The sequence below is a fragment of the Nostoc sp. genome, from assembly GCF_036917535.1.
Lineage (GTDB): Bacteria > Cyanobacteriota > Cyanobacteriia > Cyanobacteriales > Nostocaceae > Nostoc.
This window is the reverse complement of record NZ_JBALDA010000015.1, coordinates 70,872-85,680: the sequence shown is the minus strand read 5'-3', so window position 1 is coordinate 85,680 and position 14,809 is coordinate 70,872. Positions and strand designations below refer to the sequence as shown.

Annotated in this window: 11 protein-coding genes, 2 tRNA genes and 1 pseudogene; 5 read left to right on the top strand and 9 right to left on the bottom strand. The window is 40.1% G+C overall.

What is annotated here, in order from left to right; all coding sequences use genetic code 11:
- Positions 1 to 42 precede the first annotated feature (42 nt).
- From V7K56_RS05005 to pyrE, 3 genes are all read right to left on the bottom strand, one after another.
- A complete protein-coding gene (locus tag V7K56_RS05005) occupies positions 43 to 666 on the bottom strand; it encodes a DedA family protein (RefSeq protein ID WP_334908195.1) in 624 nt (207 codons plus the stop codon).
- A 637-nt stretch (positions 667 to 1,303) separates the two neighbouring features.
- Positions 1,304 to 1,633: a hypothetical protein gene (locus V7K56_RS05000; RefSeq protein WP_334908193.1), complete on the bottom strand. Its 330-nt coding sequence runs from the start codon at positions 1,631 to 1,633 to the stop codon at positions 1,304 to 1,306.
- A gap of 16 nt (positions 1,634 to 1,649) precedes the next feature.
- A complete protein-coding gene (gene pyrE, locus V7K56_RS04995; protein ID WP_334908191.1) occupies positions 1,650 to 2,273 on the bottom strand; it encodes an orotate phosphoribosyltransferase in 624 nt (207 codons plus the stop codon).
- A gap of 106 nt (positions 2,274 to 2,379) precedes the next feature.
- On the opposite strand from pyrE, the gene V7K56_RS04990 reads away from it, so the two are divergent.
- A complete protein-coding gene (locus tag V7K56_RS04990; RefSeq protein WP_334908189.1) occupies positions 2,380 to 2,811 on the top strand; it encodes a hypothetical protein in 432 nt (143 codons plus the stop codon).
- A gap of 103 nt (positions 2,812 to 2,914) precedes the next feature.
- Here V7K56_RS04990 and V7K56_RS04985 read toward each other — a convergent pair.
- Positions 2,915 to 2,987 (bottom strand) — tRNA-Ile (locus V7K56_RS04985).
- A 296-nt stretch (positions 2,988 to 3,283) separates the two neighbouring features.
- Between V7K56_RS04985 and V7K56_RS04980 the strand changes: the two genes are divergently transcribed.
- Together V7K56_RS04980 and V7K56_RS04975 are read left to right on the top strand one after the other, a co-directional pair.
- The gene (locus tag V7K56_RS04980; protein ID WP_334908187.1) at positions 3,284 to 3,985 is read left to right on the top strand and encodes a hypothetical protein; all 702 of its coding nucleotides are present in this window, start codon (positions 3,284 to 3,286) and stop codon (positions 3,983 to 3,985) included.
- 189 nt (positions 3,986 to 4,174) lie between these two features.
- On the top strand, positions 4,175 to 5,587 hold the full coding sequence (locus tag V7K56_RS04975) for a hemolysin family protein (RefSeq protein WP_334908359.1): 1,413 nt from the start codon (positions 4,175 to 4,177) through the stop codon (positions 5,585 to 5,587).
- 42 nt (positions 5,588 to 5,629) lie between these two features.
- Here the strand turns inward: V7K56_RS04975 and queC are convergent, their stop codons facing one another.
- Positions 5,630 to 6,304 carry a 7-cyano-7-deazaguanine synthase QueC gene (gene queC / locus V7K56_RS04970; protein WP_334908185.1) on the bottom strand — a complete coding sequence of 225 codons (675 nt, stop codon included), beginning with the start codon at positions 6,302 to 6,304 and terminating at the stop codon, positions 5,630 to 5,632.
- A 338-nt stretch (positions 6,305 to 6,642) separates the two neighbouring features.
- On the opposite strand from queC, the gene V7K56_RS04965 reads away from it, so the two are divergent.
- Positions 6,643 to 7,725 (top strand): Gfo/Idh/MocA family oxidoreductase, encoded by a 1,083-nt coding sequence (locus V7K56_RS04965; RefSeq protein WP_334908183.1) that lies wholly within the window; start codon positions 6,643 to 6,645, stop codon positions 7,723 to 7,725.
- 214 nt (positions 7,726 to 7,939) lie between these two features.
- On the opposite strand, the gene V7K56_RS04960 is transcribed toward V7K56_RS04965, so the two are convergent.
- The 4 genes and pseudogenes from V7K56_RS04960 to V7K56_RS04940 all read right to left on the bottom strand — a co-directional run bounded on the left by V7K56_RS04960 (position 7,940) and on the right by V7K56_RS04940 (position 13,437).
- Complete coding sequence (locus V7K56_RS04960) at positions 7,940 to 9,097, bottom strand: cysteine desulfurase family protein (RefSeq protein ID WP_334908181.1); 1,158 nt, start codon at positions 9,095 to 9,097, stop codon at positions 7,940 to 7,942.
- A 6-nt stretch (positions 9,098 to 9,103) separates the two neighbouring features.
- Positions 9,104 to 12,527, bottom strand: a pseudogene (locus tag V7K56_RS36940) (ATP-binding protein); the annotation flags it as partial.
- Entirely contained in the window at positions 12,512 to 12,832 is a 321-nt protein-coding gene (locus tag V7K56_RS04945; protein WP_334908177.1) for a DUF4007 family protein, read from the bottom strand. The gene V7K56_RS04945 and the pseudogene V7K56_RS36940, both read right to left, overlap by 16 nt.
- Positions 12,833 to 13,365: 533 nt before the next feature.
- A tRNA-Thr gene (locus tag V7K56_RS04940) sits at positions 13,366 to 13,437 on the bottom strand.
- 366 nt (positions 13,438 to 13,803) lie between these two features.
- Between V7K56_RS04940 and argF the strand changes: the two genes are divergently transcribed.
- A complete protein-coding gene (gene argF / locus V7K56_RS04935) occupies positions 13,804 to 14,724 on the top strand; it encodes an ornithine carbamoyltransferase (protein WP_334908175.1) in 921 nt (306 codons plus the stop codon).
- The last annotated feature ends 85 nt before the right edge of the window (positions 14,725 to 14,809 follow it).

The window sequence follows — 14,809 nt, the reverse complement described above, 5'->3', positions numbered from 1 at the left end:
AACCCCTGCTTTCACTGTTTTCAAACCAAAAGCGTCCGTGTTTTATCTTCTAGTGCGTCTTAACTGGCGCTTGAATATCCAGAAAACAAATGCTAGAACCAAACCGCCAAGTACGATTTTAGATACAGGAGCTAGGTACTTGTCCACAAGTTCATACTGACTACCCAATATGTATCCTGAGTATGTTAACAAACCCACCCAAGCAGCGCTACCTAAGGTTGTGTAAAACAAAAATGGTAACAAAGGCATATTGCCAATACCTGCAGGAACAGAAATCAAGGTGCGGATTCCTGGCACAACACGACCAATTAATACTGCTGTTCTACCTTGTCGGTCAAACCACTCTTTGGCCTTGGTGATGTCTTTACTGGATATCGCCAGCCATTTGCCATACTTGTCAGCCCAAGCTTTCAAACGGATTTCACCCAAAAACTTACCCGGATAGTACCAAATAAGTGCGCCCAATACAGAACCCAAAAGTCCTGCGAAAAACACACCAATGATATTCAGCTTTGCCCCTCCTGGTTGATATGGACTTGCTGTAAATCCAGCCAGTGGCATAATCAATTCTGAAGGAATGGGAGGAAAAAGGTTTTCTAAAAACATTAGTAGGGCGATTCCCCAATAGCCAAAATAGTTGATAGTATTAGTTATCCATTCAAGCATTGAGTCAATTCCTGAAATTGCTGGACTAGTACCGCAAGGCGGAAGTCAAAAGTCAAAAGTCAAAAGTCAAAAGGTTTTAATTTTGGGCTTTCTGGCTGTTTTGAATGGTAGGTTTATTTCTGTCGAGCTGGACTAGTCTTATTACTAAATTTAGCTTTAGCTTTTTTAAAGGGTATAGGAGTAGCCCTTTAAAAGTGAACGTTTGTACTACATAAAAACAATCAATTTCAACTTAGTTTCCTACTATTGAGGATGCGATCGCTTATTTTATAGTCCAAAAATTTGGGGTTGAATGCAGCATTTCTTTGTTTAATTGCAGTCGATGCCTGAAATACCGTCAAAACTTTGATAGTACATATGCTCACCTTCGTAAAGGTCTGAAGGCTGGCAATTAAACAGTTCATAAAGTTTAGCAACCTGCACAAACATTTTGACCCCATCACAGCTTTTTTCCCCAATTATGAGCTGTTAAGACATCAATTCCTAATGCCTCAGCAATCTGCCGTTGATCAAGTTTTCGCTCTTTTTTTGTCTTGTTGCGACGACCACAATAGGTATTTACACAAACCCTCTTGAAAATTTTTCAGGAGGGTTTTTTTGATTTGTTTAGAGCGATCGCGCAAGCTCATTGCATTGGTTAATTCAAAGCATCAGCAATCTTAATACCAAGGTGCTGCAATGCTTTTTCTTTCACAAATTCAGCTGCACTACGAGCCGATTCTGCCAAAATAGTATCGGTGTTTGGAGTCAGTTTCAGCGCTCCTCCCAGGTATCCCAAAGCTTTGCAATAATTATCACTCAGGTTGGTAGATGCCAGTCTCTTTACAGTTTGATGATCGCCACTCTGAAAAGCTGTTAGCGCTTTGTGGTGTAAATCATTTTCTGGCTTTCCTAGTACTTCAAGAATTGCACTCACAGCTTTATCGACTTTTTCTTGTGTTAGTTCTGTGGATACTATTGCTTGCATGTTTATCTCCTTTTATTCATGAATTCGCAAGTTGTCGGTAGCGTTCTTGAACTTCCCGAATCGAAAACAAAGTTTCAAACTTCAACCCTGCTGACTGGTACAACTCACTTCCCCCTTGTTGCCTATCTACCAGTGAAATTACTTGATTTACGGTATAACCTGCATCTTTAAGACGCTCAACTGCTTTTAGAGCAGATTGCCCAGTTGTTACTACATCTTCCAAAACTACTACTTTTGCGCCCTCTGGTAAACTGGGACCTTCTATATAAGCTCTTGTTCCATAACCCTTGGCTTCCTTGCGAATAATCAGCGCTGGTATCGGGCAGTTTTCATAAACTGAAACTATGCTCACTGCTGTCACAATTGGGTCAGCCCCCATTGTTAAACCACCTACAGCCTGTGTATCTACAGGTAATAAAGGGAATACTAATCGTCCGACTGCTAAAGCGCCTTGAGGATGAAGTGTTACCTGTGTTTTATTAACGTAATAAGAACTACGCAGCCCAGAAGAGAGGAGAAAATCACCCTCTTGATAAGCAAGTTGGCAAAATAAATCTAGTAGCTTATGGCGCAAAGTGGTTAACTCAGAAGTGGTTGCCCAAATATCTGAGTGGGTAAGAGTTTCAGTAGGATACGTCATTACAAAACATTAAAAGTTGTGCTACACCAAAGGTTGAACTCATCAGAGTTCTGAATTTCAGCATAAATTAAGATTCGCCCAAAGCAAAAGTTGAGGAGTCAAAAACGTGCGTATAAAATTTAAAACCTTTGGCGGTTTATTGGTACTGCTTACTGCTGGTATTGCTTTTCCCTCTATTGCATCTGCTCAAACGGCAACACCCAATACTGAAACTACGAATGATGTATTTGAACGAGCTTATTTTCGTCACGATCGCAATTTCTACGAAAATGGCAGCCTCAAGCGTCAGCTAGACTCATTTCTCGGATCTGGTTTTGGTTTCGGTGGTTCCTTCCCAGAAAATGAAATTGCTCGCGATGCCGAGTTGGTTAATACTTTATATCATGATGCCCTGACTCAGCAAGTTGGCAAAGATCCTTATATTCGTACTCCTGATTTACCAAATCCTTATGACACATCGCTAATGATGTCTCCTCGCTATAGCAACAAACTTAAAGTCGGAACTGAATTCCGATTTGAAACTTTACCATCTCGGTAAAATTGGGGAGTGGGGAGTCAACAAGGGAATAGGGTACAAATTATTCCCTATCACCTCTCCTCTAATCCCAATGCCCTTCTATTAGTAGTTTTTGATGATTCAGTGCGCCCTGCTGGAATCGAACCAGCCTGAAGACGAATTATGAGTTCGTTGCCTCCCCAATCGGCCAAAGGCGCTTGTTTTGTAAGGTTGTAGGTTGCTACAAGTTAATTACATTAATTCTTAAGTCAACTTAATTTACTAATTTTAGAGTGAGAAAAATACATCACGCACTGAGTTTAGCCAATTCCATGAATATAGCATAAATTTACCACGTGTGAATACTGGACAATAGTTTACTAGATTTTTATACTACATAATTTGATCATAGATATAGTGCAAACTAATATTGATTGAGTTCCTTTAAGGATTGAGGTCAAAAGCTTCACCATTCTTAAATAGACCAGCATTCTATTGTGATAGCTTGTCAGCGATGAAAATAAATTCTACTGTACTTCTTACTTTGATTTTGTTAATTCTGATGATGGGAGCAGGTTCTGTAAGCGCGTTTTTGGGCTTTGAACTGGGGAGTTCAGCACTTAAAGGCGTGACTACACCAGATGGGCGTCCTACAACCAAATTTGCCAGCAATAAGGCAAATAACTCTCAACAGGGAGGGCTGATCCTATTAAAAGAGGAAGAGATTCTAAAAATTGTCAAGGCGCGAATTGAGGGCAAGACCAAAGCCGCTAAATCGGAAAAGCCAGAAGAAGATGATGAAGAAACCAATAGCAGCAAGCAGAAGCCAGAGGAAAAACCTCCAGAAGTAGTTGAAGAAAAGCCCCAACCAGGTTTTCCGGTTACAGCCCAAAGTCAGGGTGTAACAATGACTGTGCAATCTGCTCGCTACTCTGGCGGTGATTTACTACTGAAAGTGAAAATGCAGAACAAAGGTAAGGATTCTGTGCGCTTCTTGTATAGTTTTTTAGATGTTACCGATGACAAAGGACGAACCCTGAGTGCAAGTACAGAGGGTTTACCAACAGAATTGCCTGTAAATGGACCAGTATTTTCAGGTACAGTGAGTATTCCTACAGCTTTACTTGATGATGTCAAGAAAATATCACTTGCTCTGACTGATTATCCCGCTCAACAATTGAAGCTAGAGGCATCGAATATTCCTGTAGAAAGGTAGAAAGGGCATTGGGCATTGGTAATTATCTGTTATTTTTTACTATTCCCTATTCCCTCTAAATGGAGGACATGAGTTTTACCGAAGAACACTCATGATACAAGCCCCTAAATTTATTTATGGGGATTATTAATTTTGAATTTTGAATTTTGAATTTTGAATTCCCCGAAGGGGTTGACACGAGCTTTGGCGGTGAGTGGTTTTCCTAATTTAAGTTTGATAGAAGTGGCGCTGCGGTTGTTGTCAGTGTTACTACTGATTGCCATAAATGCCTTTTTTGTAACGGCGGAGTTTTCGATGGTGAGCGTGCGACGATCGCGTATTCACCAGCTAGTTAAGGCTGGGGATATTCCAGCGATCGCTGTAGAAATGTTACAACGCAGTATTGACCGACTGCTATCTACCACCCAGTTAGGCATTACCCTCTCTAGTTTGGCACTGGGATGGATTGGCGAAAGTACCATTGTCGTGCTGGTAAATGCCTGGTTAAAATCCTGGCCTTTACCCAGTGAGATGACTACCTTGCTCGCCCATTCCCTATCAATTCCTATCGCCTTTTTCTTGATTGCCTATTTGCAAATTGTGATCGGAGAACTATGTCCCAAATCCTTAGCTATGCTGTACTCAGAACAGCTAGCGAGGTTTTTGGGGCCTCCGGTAAAAGCGATCGTGCGTTTTTTTGGCCCCTTCATCTGGATTCTTAACCAATCAACTCGTTGCTTTTTGCGGATTTTTGGTATCCAATACACAGGTCAAGGCTGGCGACCGCCTGTGACTCCCGAAGAATTGCAACTGATTATCTCTACAGAATGGGGATCTACTGGTTTACAGCGTGCAGAGCGAGAACTTCTCAATAATGTCTTTGAGTTTGGGGATGTCATGGCCCAAGATGTGATGATCCCCCGCACCAGTATTATCACACTACCAAAAGATGCTACCTTCCAGACATTACTCAGGGAAATGGCTTCTACTGGTTACTCTCGCTATCCCGTGATTGATGAATCTTTGGACGATGTTCGCGGTATTGTTTATTTTAAAGATTTAGCACAACCTTTAGCTGTAGGAAAGCTCAGTTTAGAGACACAGATCCAACCTTGGATGCGTCCGGCCCGGTTTGTTCCAGAACATACGCCCTTGAGTGAACTTTTGCCCATGATGCAGCAAGAGAAACCCGCTATGGTTATGGTAGTGAATGAATTTGGCGGTACTGTGGGACTAGTGACAATCAAAGATGTGATTGCCGAAATTATTGGCGATCCCAGCGAACCTGAAAGCAATGAAGACTTACTGATTCAAATGTTAGATGAGCAAAAATTTTTGGTGCAAGCACAAATCAACCTTGAAGACCTCAACGAAGTTTTGCATCTCAATTTACCCCTGACTAGAGAATACCAAACACTAGGGGGTTTTTTGCTGTATGAGTTACAGAAAATTCCTGCCAAAGGCGAAACCTTTTGTTATCAAAATCTCGAATTCACCGTGGTATCGATTGTTGGTCCACGCCTACATCAAATTCAACTGCGACGGTTAGAGGAAGAGGGGGGAGCAGAGGAGCAGGGAAATAGGGGAGATGAGGAGACAAGGGGGACAAGGGGAAATTATTGAACAAGTCTCTACCTTGTCTCTTCTCAATGCCCAATGCCTCTACTATGCATACGCCAGTGGATCGACAAGTCCTAATTCGGCAAAAGCTGCTAGCCGTAAGCGACAAGAATCACACACACCGCAGGCGACATCTCCACCAGTATAGCAAGACCAAGTTAGTTCCCAAGGAACTCCCAATTGGTTCCCCAATTGGATGATTTCGGTTTTTTTCAAGTTGATTAGAGGTGCAACAATATTAATTGGTCGTCCCTCACGCCCTTGTTTGGTTCCCAGGCGAAAAACTTCTTGCATTGCTTGGATATAGTCGGGGCGACAATCAGGATATCCTGAGTAATCTAGGGCATTAACGCCGATATAGACGCGCTCTGCGGCGATCGCTTCGGCGTAACTAAGAGCAAAGCTTAAAAAGATGGTATTACGAGCGGGAACGTATGTTACAGGAATATTTTGAGACATTTCATCCAGCGATCGCTCCTGGGGTAAATCAATGGCATTATCGGTAAGGGCGGAACCGCCCCATTGCCGTAAATCAAAGTTAACTACTTGATGTTTTGCGATCGCAGCTTTTTTAGCGACACTGAGCGCTGACTGTAACTCTCGTCGATGTCGCTGCTGGTAATCAAAGGAAATAGCATGACATTCACAGCCATCAGTTTGAGCTTTGTACAGAATTGTGGAAGAGTCCAATCCCCCAGATAATAGAATTACAGCTTTCATCTCGGTTGCAAATTTTGGATTTCAAATCACTAAATCAAACCTTAACAAGATGCCAGAAAGTAATGCCAAGGAAAATTTATACTTAGGTCTTACAGAAAGTTTTAAAGTTAATAAAAATACATATATTTTTGTAGAAAGTGTAAAATCCAAAGCAAACTCGAAATATCTATACAAAAGAAATTTAGATTACGGGAACCGATCACAAACTTTGAAATTCTTCATAAACATAGGCTCTATGTTACCATCTGGATGGTTTTAGACGGATCGTAACCGGCTTTCGAGTATAAACGCCAACGGCCGTAGCGTCTCTAAATTTGGTGGTTGAGGAGAGAATAATAGTGCAAAATAGCATGTCAGTGGCAGAACCGAATCCATATACACAGCGCAACCAGCCACGACCAATCCGCATAGGCGTGATTGGAGTGGGTAACATGGGACAACACCACGCTCGCGTGCTGAGTTCAATGAAAGATGTTGAACTAGTCGGAGTGGCAGATATTAACGTCGAGCGAGGATTAGAAACTGCCAGCAAGTACAAGGTGCGTTTTTTTGAAGATTACTGCGATCTGCTACCCCTTGTGGAAGCAGTTTGTGTAGCTGTTCCCACCCGTCTGCACTATGCCGTGGGCATCAACTGTCTGTTAGCCGGAATTCATGTTTTGATTGAAAAACCGATCGCAGCCAGTATTTCTGAGGCAGAGTCTTTAGTAAATGCCGCAGCTGAGTCTGGGTGTATCCTGCAAGTAGGTCATATTGAGCGTTTTAACCCAGCTTTTAAAGAACTGAGCCAAGTTCTAAAAACAGAGGAATTACTGGCGCTAGAAGCCCACAGAATGAGTCCTTACTCAGATCGAGCAAACGATGTTTCAGTTGTGCTGGATTTAATGATCCATGACATCGACCTACTTCTGGAATTAGCTGCTTCCCCAGTAACGAAATTGACTGCTAGCGGTACTCGTTCCCTAGACTCTGGTTATTTAGATTACGTAACCGCCACCTTGGGGTTTGCCAATGGTATTGTTGCTACTCTGACTGCCAGTAAAGTCACCCACCGCAAAATTCGCCGAATTGTCGCCCATTGCAAAAATTCATTTACTGAGGCAGATTTTCTCAAGAATGAAATTTTGATTCACCGACAAACGGCTGCCAATTCTCTCACCGACCACCGACAAATACTTTATAGACAAGATGGTGTAATTGAAAAAGTTTACACCAGCAATATTCAACCACTGAGCGCAGAACTAGAACATTTTGTCAACTGTGTACACGGTGGCAATCAACCCTCAGTAGGTGGTGAACAAGCTCTCAAAGCCCTGAGACTTGCAAGTTTAATTGAGCAGATGGCGCTGGAAGATCGAGTTTGGAATCCTTTAGACTGGCAATCGGAACCAAGGGTACAATCTTTGACCCCTACAGTCTAGAAGAAGAGGGGATGAGGGGATGAGGGGGACAAGGTGAAATTTTCTCCCTTCTCTCTCCGTGCTATCCCACAGCCCCAACTTCAGTAGAAAATCTAGAATATGTTTTTGAATTTAGCCTATTGTGATTTGATGGATAGTGTAGACATCAGAAGGCTATTAGAAAGTTTTTTAGATATGGAGAGCAACTGACGATAATTCGTTTTTTTGTATATTTTTAGAGAAGTTGATGAATTTCATTTACTGCACTGACGATCACAGAAGACGCTTTTTCGATTTCTTCTTTGGTTGTGAATTTCCCAAGACCAATTCTTAACGCTCCCTCAATTATATTTTCTACAAGATTCATAGCTTGCAGAACGTGAGATGGCGCGACAATACTTGATGAACAAGCTGCACCTGTAGAAATAGCTAATTGATGGCGAACTCTAGCAATTATGGCACTATTAGGGATGTTAGGGATAGAAATATGTAAGTTACTTGATAAACGGTTGTTTAAGTCTCCATTCACCAGTAAATTAGGAATTTGAGCTTGCAGCAAGTTTTGCAGTTGATCTCGCAAAAGTGCGATCGCATTTTCATCTGCTTCCATTTCTAATCGTCTCAATTGACAGGCTTCCCCCAAGCCAACAATTCCGGGGACATTGAGTGTACCCGATCTGAGTCCTTGTTGATGTCCACCACCGTAAATCAGTGGTTGAAGATGATAACCTTTTTTCACGACTAATGCACCAACGCCTCTAGGTGCATAAAGTTTATGTCCAGAAATAGCTAGATAGGTAATACCCCAGTCTTGGAAGTTAAGAGGAATTTTACCGACTGCTTGGGAAGCATCACATAAGAAAGGGATATTATATTTTTGAGCGATCGCCCCAATTTTTTGTACTGGGTAAATTGTCCCTACTTCATTATTAGCAGCCATCACACAGAGTAAGGAAGCACCGCCAGAGCAGACTTTTTCTAGATATTCTAAATCAATTTGGGCTTGTTGATTGACATTTAACCAAATAATTTCTGCAAGTCCTTTTTTGGCTAATGCTTGACAGGTATCTAAAACTGCTTTGTGTTCAACTGGCGAAACAATTATTGTGGCGGGAGTATTTTGTTGAGAAATATGTCCTTGAATTGCTAAGTTAATGCTTTCTGTTGCACCAGATGTAAAGATAATTTCCTTGGGAGAAGTATTGATTAATTCTGCTATTTTTTGACGGGCTTGTTTAACTGCTTGTGCTGCTTCATCTCCATAACTATGATCTACACTATTAGCATTACCAAAAGCAGTAGTCATATAGTACATGACTTTTTCTGCTACTCTAAAATCAACTGGAGTAGTTGAATGATAATCAAGGTAAATTATATTTTCTTGTGTAGTCATTTTATTTCATAACTCATTCTCTAAAAATCTTCTAGCAACTCTCCCCCAATCAATGCGATTATCTTGAGCATTTTCTTTGCGTTTACCTTCTAGTTCATCTTCATACCTGGCCCACGCCATTAGTAGTAGTTTCAATCCATCTAAGGAGTTAATCAACCGAGAACGTAAAGTATCTATATCGGCTTGATCCACCTCATCCTCTAGGATTTCTACTAAATTTTGATAAGCAGGATGGTTGGTATTTAATGTAACAATAATTGCTCCTCCTCTAGATTTTACAGAGAAGAAAGCAGCAGTATCAAGAGGAGATTGTGCAAAGGTATATTTTAAGCCATCATCTACTGTAGTAGCTGCTAATAATTCTGCTTGGGCTTCACTAACTCCCTCTTCTTTTAAAGTTTCTTTAATGACTTGTTTGCGTTCTTCTTTTGGTAATTCTTCATCTGTATCACTTTTACCTTTGTAACCCTGTAATTTACGTTCTTGAGTCACAGTAGTAGCTACTTTTTCAGGTTTATACAGGTCGTGTCCGTGCCGTTTTTCACTGGTACGAGTGCCTTTTGTTTGGGCTTTGATTAAGCGACGAATCAGGCTTAATTGACTACTAATTTTATGAGCAAGTTCTAAAAGAGGAAGTTTTGGATCTTCATCTTGAAGCAATTCTTCCTTGAGTTGAGCAACAGTTTTTCCTTCTTCTAATAAAGATTCAATATCTAGTTGTAAAATTTCTCCAAAATTACGGGCTGATTGCTTGTTATTTGTAACTCCAAAAATATCATCAAGAGATGGTGGAAACTCTACTTCAATACCCCACCAGCGTTCTGTTGGATCATAATTATTAACTAAGTTTTGGTCTAATTCTAATTCTCGTTCAGCACGCACAACGGAAACTCCTACGTTTTTAGCTGCGTGTTGTCCGTGTGGTAAACTGCCAGGATTCTTTCCAGGTTCGGCTATACGTGCTTCTTCTTTGGCGTAGGAAAAACGCACTTTTACATCATGTTCTTTATCTTGAAAATTAATTTTATAGGTGGCTTCATAAGATGTATCGCCTTCCCAGGGCCGGAACATTACCTGATTATCAAATGGTTGAGGACAGGAGGTTTTTTCGATTAGATAACCAGGGTCGTTAGGTAGAGCATATTTTTCTATAATTATGTCATATAAAGCATCTAAATCAAATGCTACCATGCGGATTTTGACTTCACTTCTATTGATAAATTTGCGATACATTCTCCCGATTACAAATTGAGAATTATCAATAATCGCTTTTCCTGTCCGCCACATACAACGGTCGATTTTTGACCACACTATTAATGTGCCACTGTCACCAAATTTCTGACCGATTTTTGTCCAAGTCATGGGAATTTGTCTAGCGGTAGGTTCAGGTACTTCAGTCATCCGCCGATTTTTGATTTCATCTAAGTCAAGGTAACTGTGCAGTACATTTTCTATGCCATTTTGCCATGACCATACATCTACCCGTTGACATTGGGAAATGGAGGAAGATGGTAAACCCATACCAAAACGTCCGATTCCGGTGTGTTTGTCTTCATCTAAATATGTACCGTTGCCAAATTGCAGGGCTAGACGTAAAACGTTAGCATCCATACCACGACCATTATCTAACACTGCGATTTGTTCAATGCGCGATCGCCTCCTCCCCTCCACTTGTTGTTTGCGTTCGCCACACAGTAACTCTACTTGGGATGCACCTGCTTGAATGGCATTATCCATTAATTCGGCGATCGCATCCTCATCAGTCCATGATTCCGCCGGTTTATCCGCTACAATCATCACCAAAGCTTCCAACCACTGAGAATCACTCTTCGTTTCATCCGATGCTGCGCGAATGAAGCGTTTTAGTAAAGGTTCAATACATTTTCCCGCTAAATAATTCGCCCTTACTCGCAAATCTTCTCTAAGTTTTGTTTCCTGACTTCTAACACCAAAGGCTTGATAAATTAATTTTTGGCAGTCACTCAATAAGCGATCGTAAGCTGTATGAATTTCTCTGAGGGCATGAACTAATTTAGTACGTAAACTTTTCGCAGTGACACCATCATCTCCGGCTTCAGTGCCAATTGGAGGTAAATTACAAGCTGCTGGTAAAGCTTTAAACAACAATTCATCGGGTTCAACAGTAGTTTGTAATGCCTTTAAAATTGCTCTAGGTTCTTCGGCAAGCTTTTTGGTTTGTTGAGTATATTTAGGTAGTTTTTTAACAAATTGATAAAGCGGAGTAACCACTGTTAACAGAGTGGCGTTACGCACTTTCCCCAATTTTTTTAACTTCGGGGCCATAACCTTCTAAGCCTAATTTATTCTCATATTGATGTTCTAACATTGCCTGAATCAATTCGCGTCTAGCTTTCACCCCTTGGGAGGTTAAATCTCGACGGTTAATTAATTCATTCCATAAAATTGCACTGCGATGATAAACGCGATCGCAAATATCGGAAAGCTTACTATTAAAATCAGTAATGTTATTGAGGGTTTCGGACTGTCCCTGAATCCAACATTGCTTATTTACCCCGATACTAAATGACTGATTGAGGGTTTCATCTAAAAATTTTTCAGCTTCTTGTAAACGATAATTTACCTCTTTTCTCGCTACCCCATCAGTTTGTAACTCTTTGGCTGTTTTTTTGATATTATTTAAAACCACAAATTCCAAGGTACGAATTCGCAAAATATCTAATTTAGCTGCACTTAAAATAACTAATGGTTTACCATCGCTAGTTGTGGAAGGGACAAAACTAGGAATTTCATCATCTACCCAATACCCAACAAAACCATCTGCATCTACACTACAATTTAACTGATTTAAATTTTGAGAATTATCTAAATAATGGCGTTCAAAATAACGTAAAGTTCCGGTTTGATAACTATGACGTTGAGCTACTAAAGGTTTCAAAGGATGGTATAAAGATAATAGCTTAACTAAAAGCGATCGCTCTTGTTCTATATATGTACTTAATTCACTATCAACATTAAAATCAGAACCTTGCCAAATCCGTAACTCGTCTAATAGACGACGATGAGTAATGAGGTTCTGTTTTAGCAATTTATCTATAACTTGCTGCCAATAATTAATCTGGGTTTCTGAAGGGCGATCGCACATTGCTAGAGATACTAAATTTCTTGTCGCCCTCATCGAACCTGTGGGTGTAATCAGGTTCAAAATTCCAATAGTTTTTAGTACTCTGAGACTATCTTCTTCTAAACGTTTAGCATCGCTAATTAAATCTTGAACCTCTATCCATCTTTGCAAATTAGGGCGAGAAGCTAAACCCATTCCGGCAGCTTCAATAAAATAGTCGTAAACGCGATCTAGCTTAAGACTTGGCAAGTTATCATCTTTAATTGTTACTTCTTCTAAAAAATTCCGAAACGATAAAGGTTCACTACTAGTTAAAAATATAATGATGCCGGATCTTCTAAATAACAATCCCATCCATTATTTCCTAAAAGTTTTTCACCAAATATTGTTGGTAAATTATTTTTATCGATAATTTTAAAAGCACTACACCAATAGCGAATAGCGCGTACCATATTTTTACCAACACCTAAACGTACAGGAGCATCATCCTGTGAGAAGATATCTGAATTTTTTTTGGCTGCATCAAATCCTTTTTTCAACCAACTAAAACGAGGGTGGAAAGTTTCATGGTTGGCAAATATTGGATTTACTGGATTTTCAAAATTTGTAAATTTAAGACTAGTTTGGATCATGCTAGAGTAAATATAATAACAACTGTTTATTATGGCTTAAATGAGAACAATTTAGTGAATTATGAGCATTTCAACATTGACAGAAATTTTACCTTGTTTTATACATTTAGGGTCGTCAATCTAATCTTTTGAAATATTAAGTGTAGCTTATTCTCTTTGATGCAGAAACTTCTGTTTTTACCAATTTTACAAATTAAATGTCACTTTCTTGTTAGTACAAGAGTTTATTTTACAAAGGAAGCTCATAATACTTAATAGTCTAAAAGCGCACAAAATGCTGTGATGTTAGTACAGGCTTCATCTACATAAAAGATTTACTATTTTAATCTATTTCAGTGTATATATATAAAAGTTATACTAATCTTACATAATAGGTTTAAGTTGTGTCATTTGAAGTTAAAGATATTCTGGAGGATGCCCATTCAATTTGTCCTTTCCTTCCAGAAGTTTTAAGACATGATGCACTCTAGTAAATCGCCAATTTGCTGAATTACTGTACACAATCGAGAACTCAAATCCTAATGTATACTTAAAGCCAGCAGCGGGATTTGAACTCGCGACCTTCCGATTACAAGTCGGATGCACTACCACTGTGCTATGCTGGCAACTTTGACGAGGACTTTTTATTAGTAACCACGATTTATTATTGTACCATAATCCATTTATTTGTCTAGCAGTAAATTCTAAAAAATATCTACCTCTCCATAAATAAGGCTAAAAGACCAGGAATTTTAGCAATATCATTGCTTATGTACGCCTGGATAGTTTTTCTGGCGTTGCCATTGTGATGAACCAGAAAAAAATCAGTGATTCCAATCGCTGATAAAGTTGATAAATTAATATTCATAACAAAAGCTAACTCAAATCCTGGGCTGAACCCAAAAATACCTGATCAGTTCTAAAACTATATTTTCTTAGCACGGCTGAATAAAGGAATAGAAATATATAATTATTTTTTACAGATTACAAGCATGGCAGCATTGCTCGGACGAGACTTATTAAGTCTAGCGGACATCAGTTCTACGGAACTTCAAGAACTCCTGCAATTGGCAACTCAACTTAAATCACAACAGTTGAAGTTGCAGTGTAATAAAGTTTTGGGGTTGTTGTTCTCCAAAGCTTCAACTCGTACACGGGTCAGTTTTACTGTAGCGATGTACCAACTTGGTGGACAGGTAATTGATCTCAACCCTAATGTCACTCAAGTTAGTCGTGGGGAACCTTTGCAGGATACAGCGCGGGTGTTAGATCGATATCTGGATATTTTGGCAATTCGCACTTTTGCCCAGCAGGATTTGGAAACTTTTGCTCACTATGCCAAGATTCCGGTGATTAATGCGCTTACCGATGCAGAACATCCTTGTCAGGTATTAGCAGATTTATTGACGATTCAAGAAAGTTTTGACACTCTTGCTGGGTTAACTTTAACCTACGTGGGTGATGGAAATAATGTGGCTAATTCTCTGATGTTAGGTTGTGCTTTGGTGGAGATGAATGTCAGAATTGCTACCCCTATCGGATATGAGCCAGATTCTAGGATTGTAGAGCAAGCAAGAGCGATCGCTAATAACAAAACTGAAGTCCTCCTCACTCACGATCCAGAATTAGCTGCTAAGGGATCTGCTATACTTTACACTGATGTTTGGGCGAGTATGGGACAAGAGGCAGAAGCCGATAACCGGATGCCAATTTTCCAGCCTTACCAAATTTCGGAACAGCTATTGAGTCTTGCCGATCCAGAGGCAATTGTTTTACACTGCTTACCAGCCCATCGCGGTGAAGAAATTACCGAGGCAGTTATTGAAGGTTCCCAATCACGAGTTTGGGAACAAGCAGAAAATCGCCTCCACGCGCAAAAGGCTTTGCTTGCAAGTATTTTAGGGGCAGAATGAAAGGAGTTAGGAGTTAGGAGACACGCGATTAACCCTTGTCTGTACAGGAGTTAGGAGTCAGAATGGCGAGTCTACAGCTGACTCT

What these genes read in the sequence shown, in the direction of transcription:
- V7K56_RS05005 (WP_334908195.1), bottom strand. Translation starts at nt 666, where the DNA reads ATGCTTGAATGGATAACTAATACTATCAACTATTTTGGCTATTGGGGA.
- V7K56_RS05000 (WP_334908193.1), bottom strand. Translation starts at nt 1,633, where the DNA reads ATGCAAGCAATAGTATCCACAGAACTAACACAAGAAAAAGTCGATAAA.
- pyrE (WP_334908191.1), bottom strand. Translation starts at nt 2,273, where the DNA reads ATGACGTATCCTACTGAAACTCTTACCCACTCAGATATTTGGGCAACC.
- V7K56_RS04980 (WP_334908187.1), top strand. Translation starts at nt 3,284, where the DNA reads ATGAAAATAAATTCTACTGTACTTCTTACTTTGATTTTGTTAATTCTG.
- queC (WP_334908185.1), bottom strand. Translation starts at nt 6,304, where the DNA reads ATGAAAGCTGTAATTCTATTATCTGGGGGATTGGACTCTTCCACAATT.
- V7K56_RS04960 (WP_334908181.1), bottom strand. Translation starts at nt 9,097, where the DNA reads ATGACTACACAAGAAAATATAATTTACCTTGATTATCATTCAACTACT.
- V7K56_RS04945 (WP_334908177.1), bottom strand. Translation starts at nt 12,832, where the DNA reads ATGATCCAAACTAGTCTTAAATTTACAAATTTTGAAAATCCAGTAAAT.
- argF (WP_334908175.1), top strand. Translation starts at nt 13,804, where the DNA reads ATGGCAGCATTGCTCGGACGAGACTTATTAAGTCTAGCGGACATCAGT.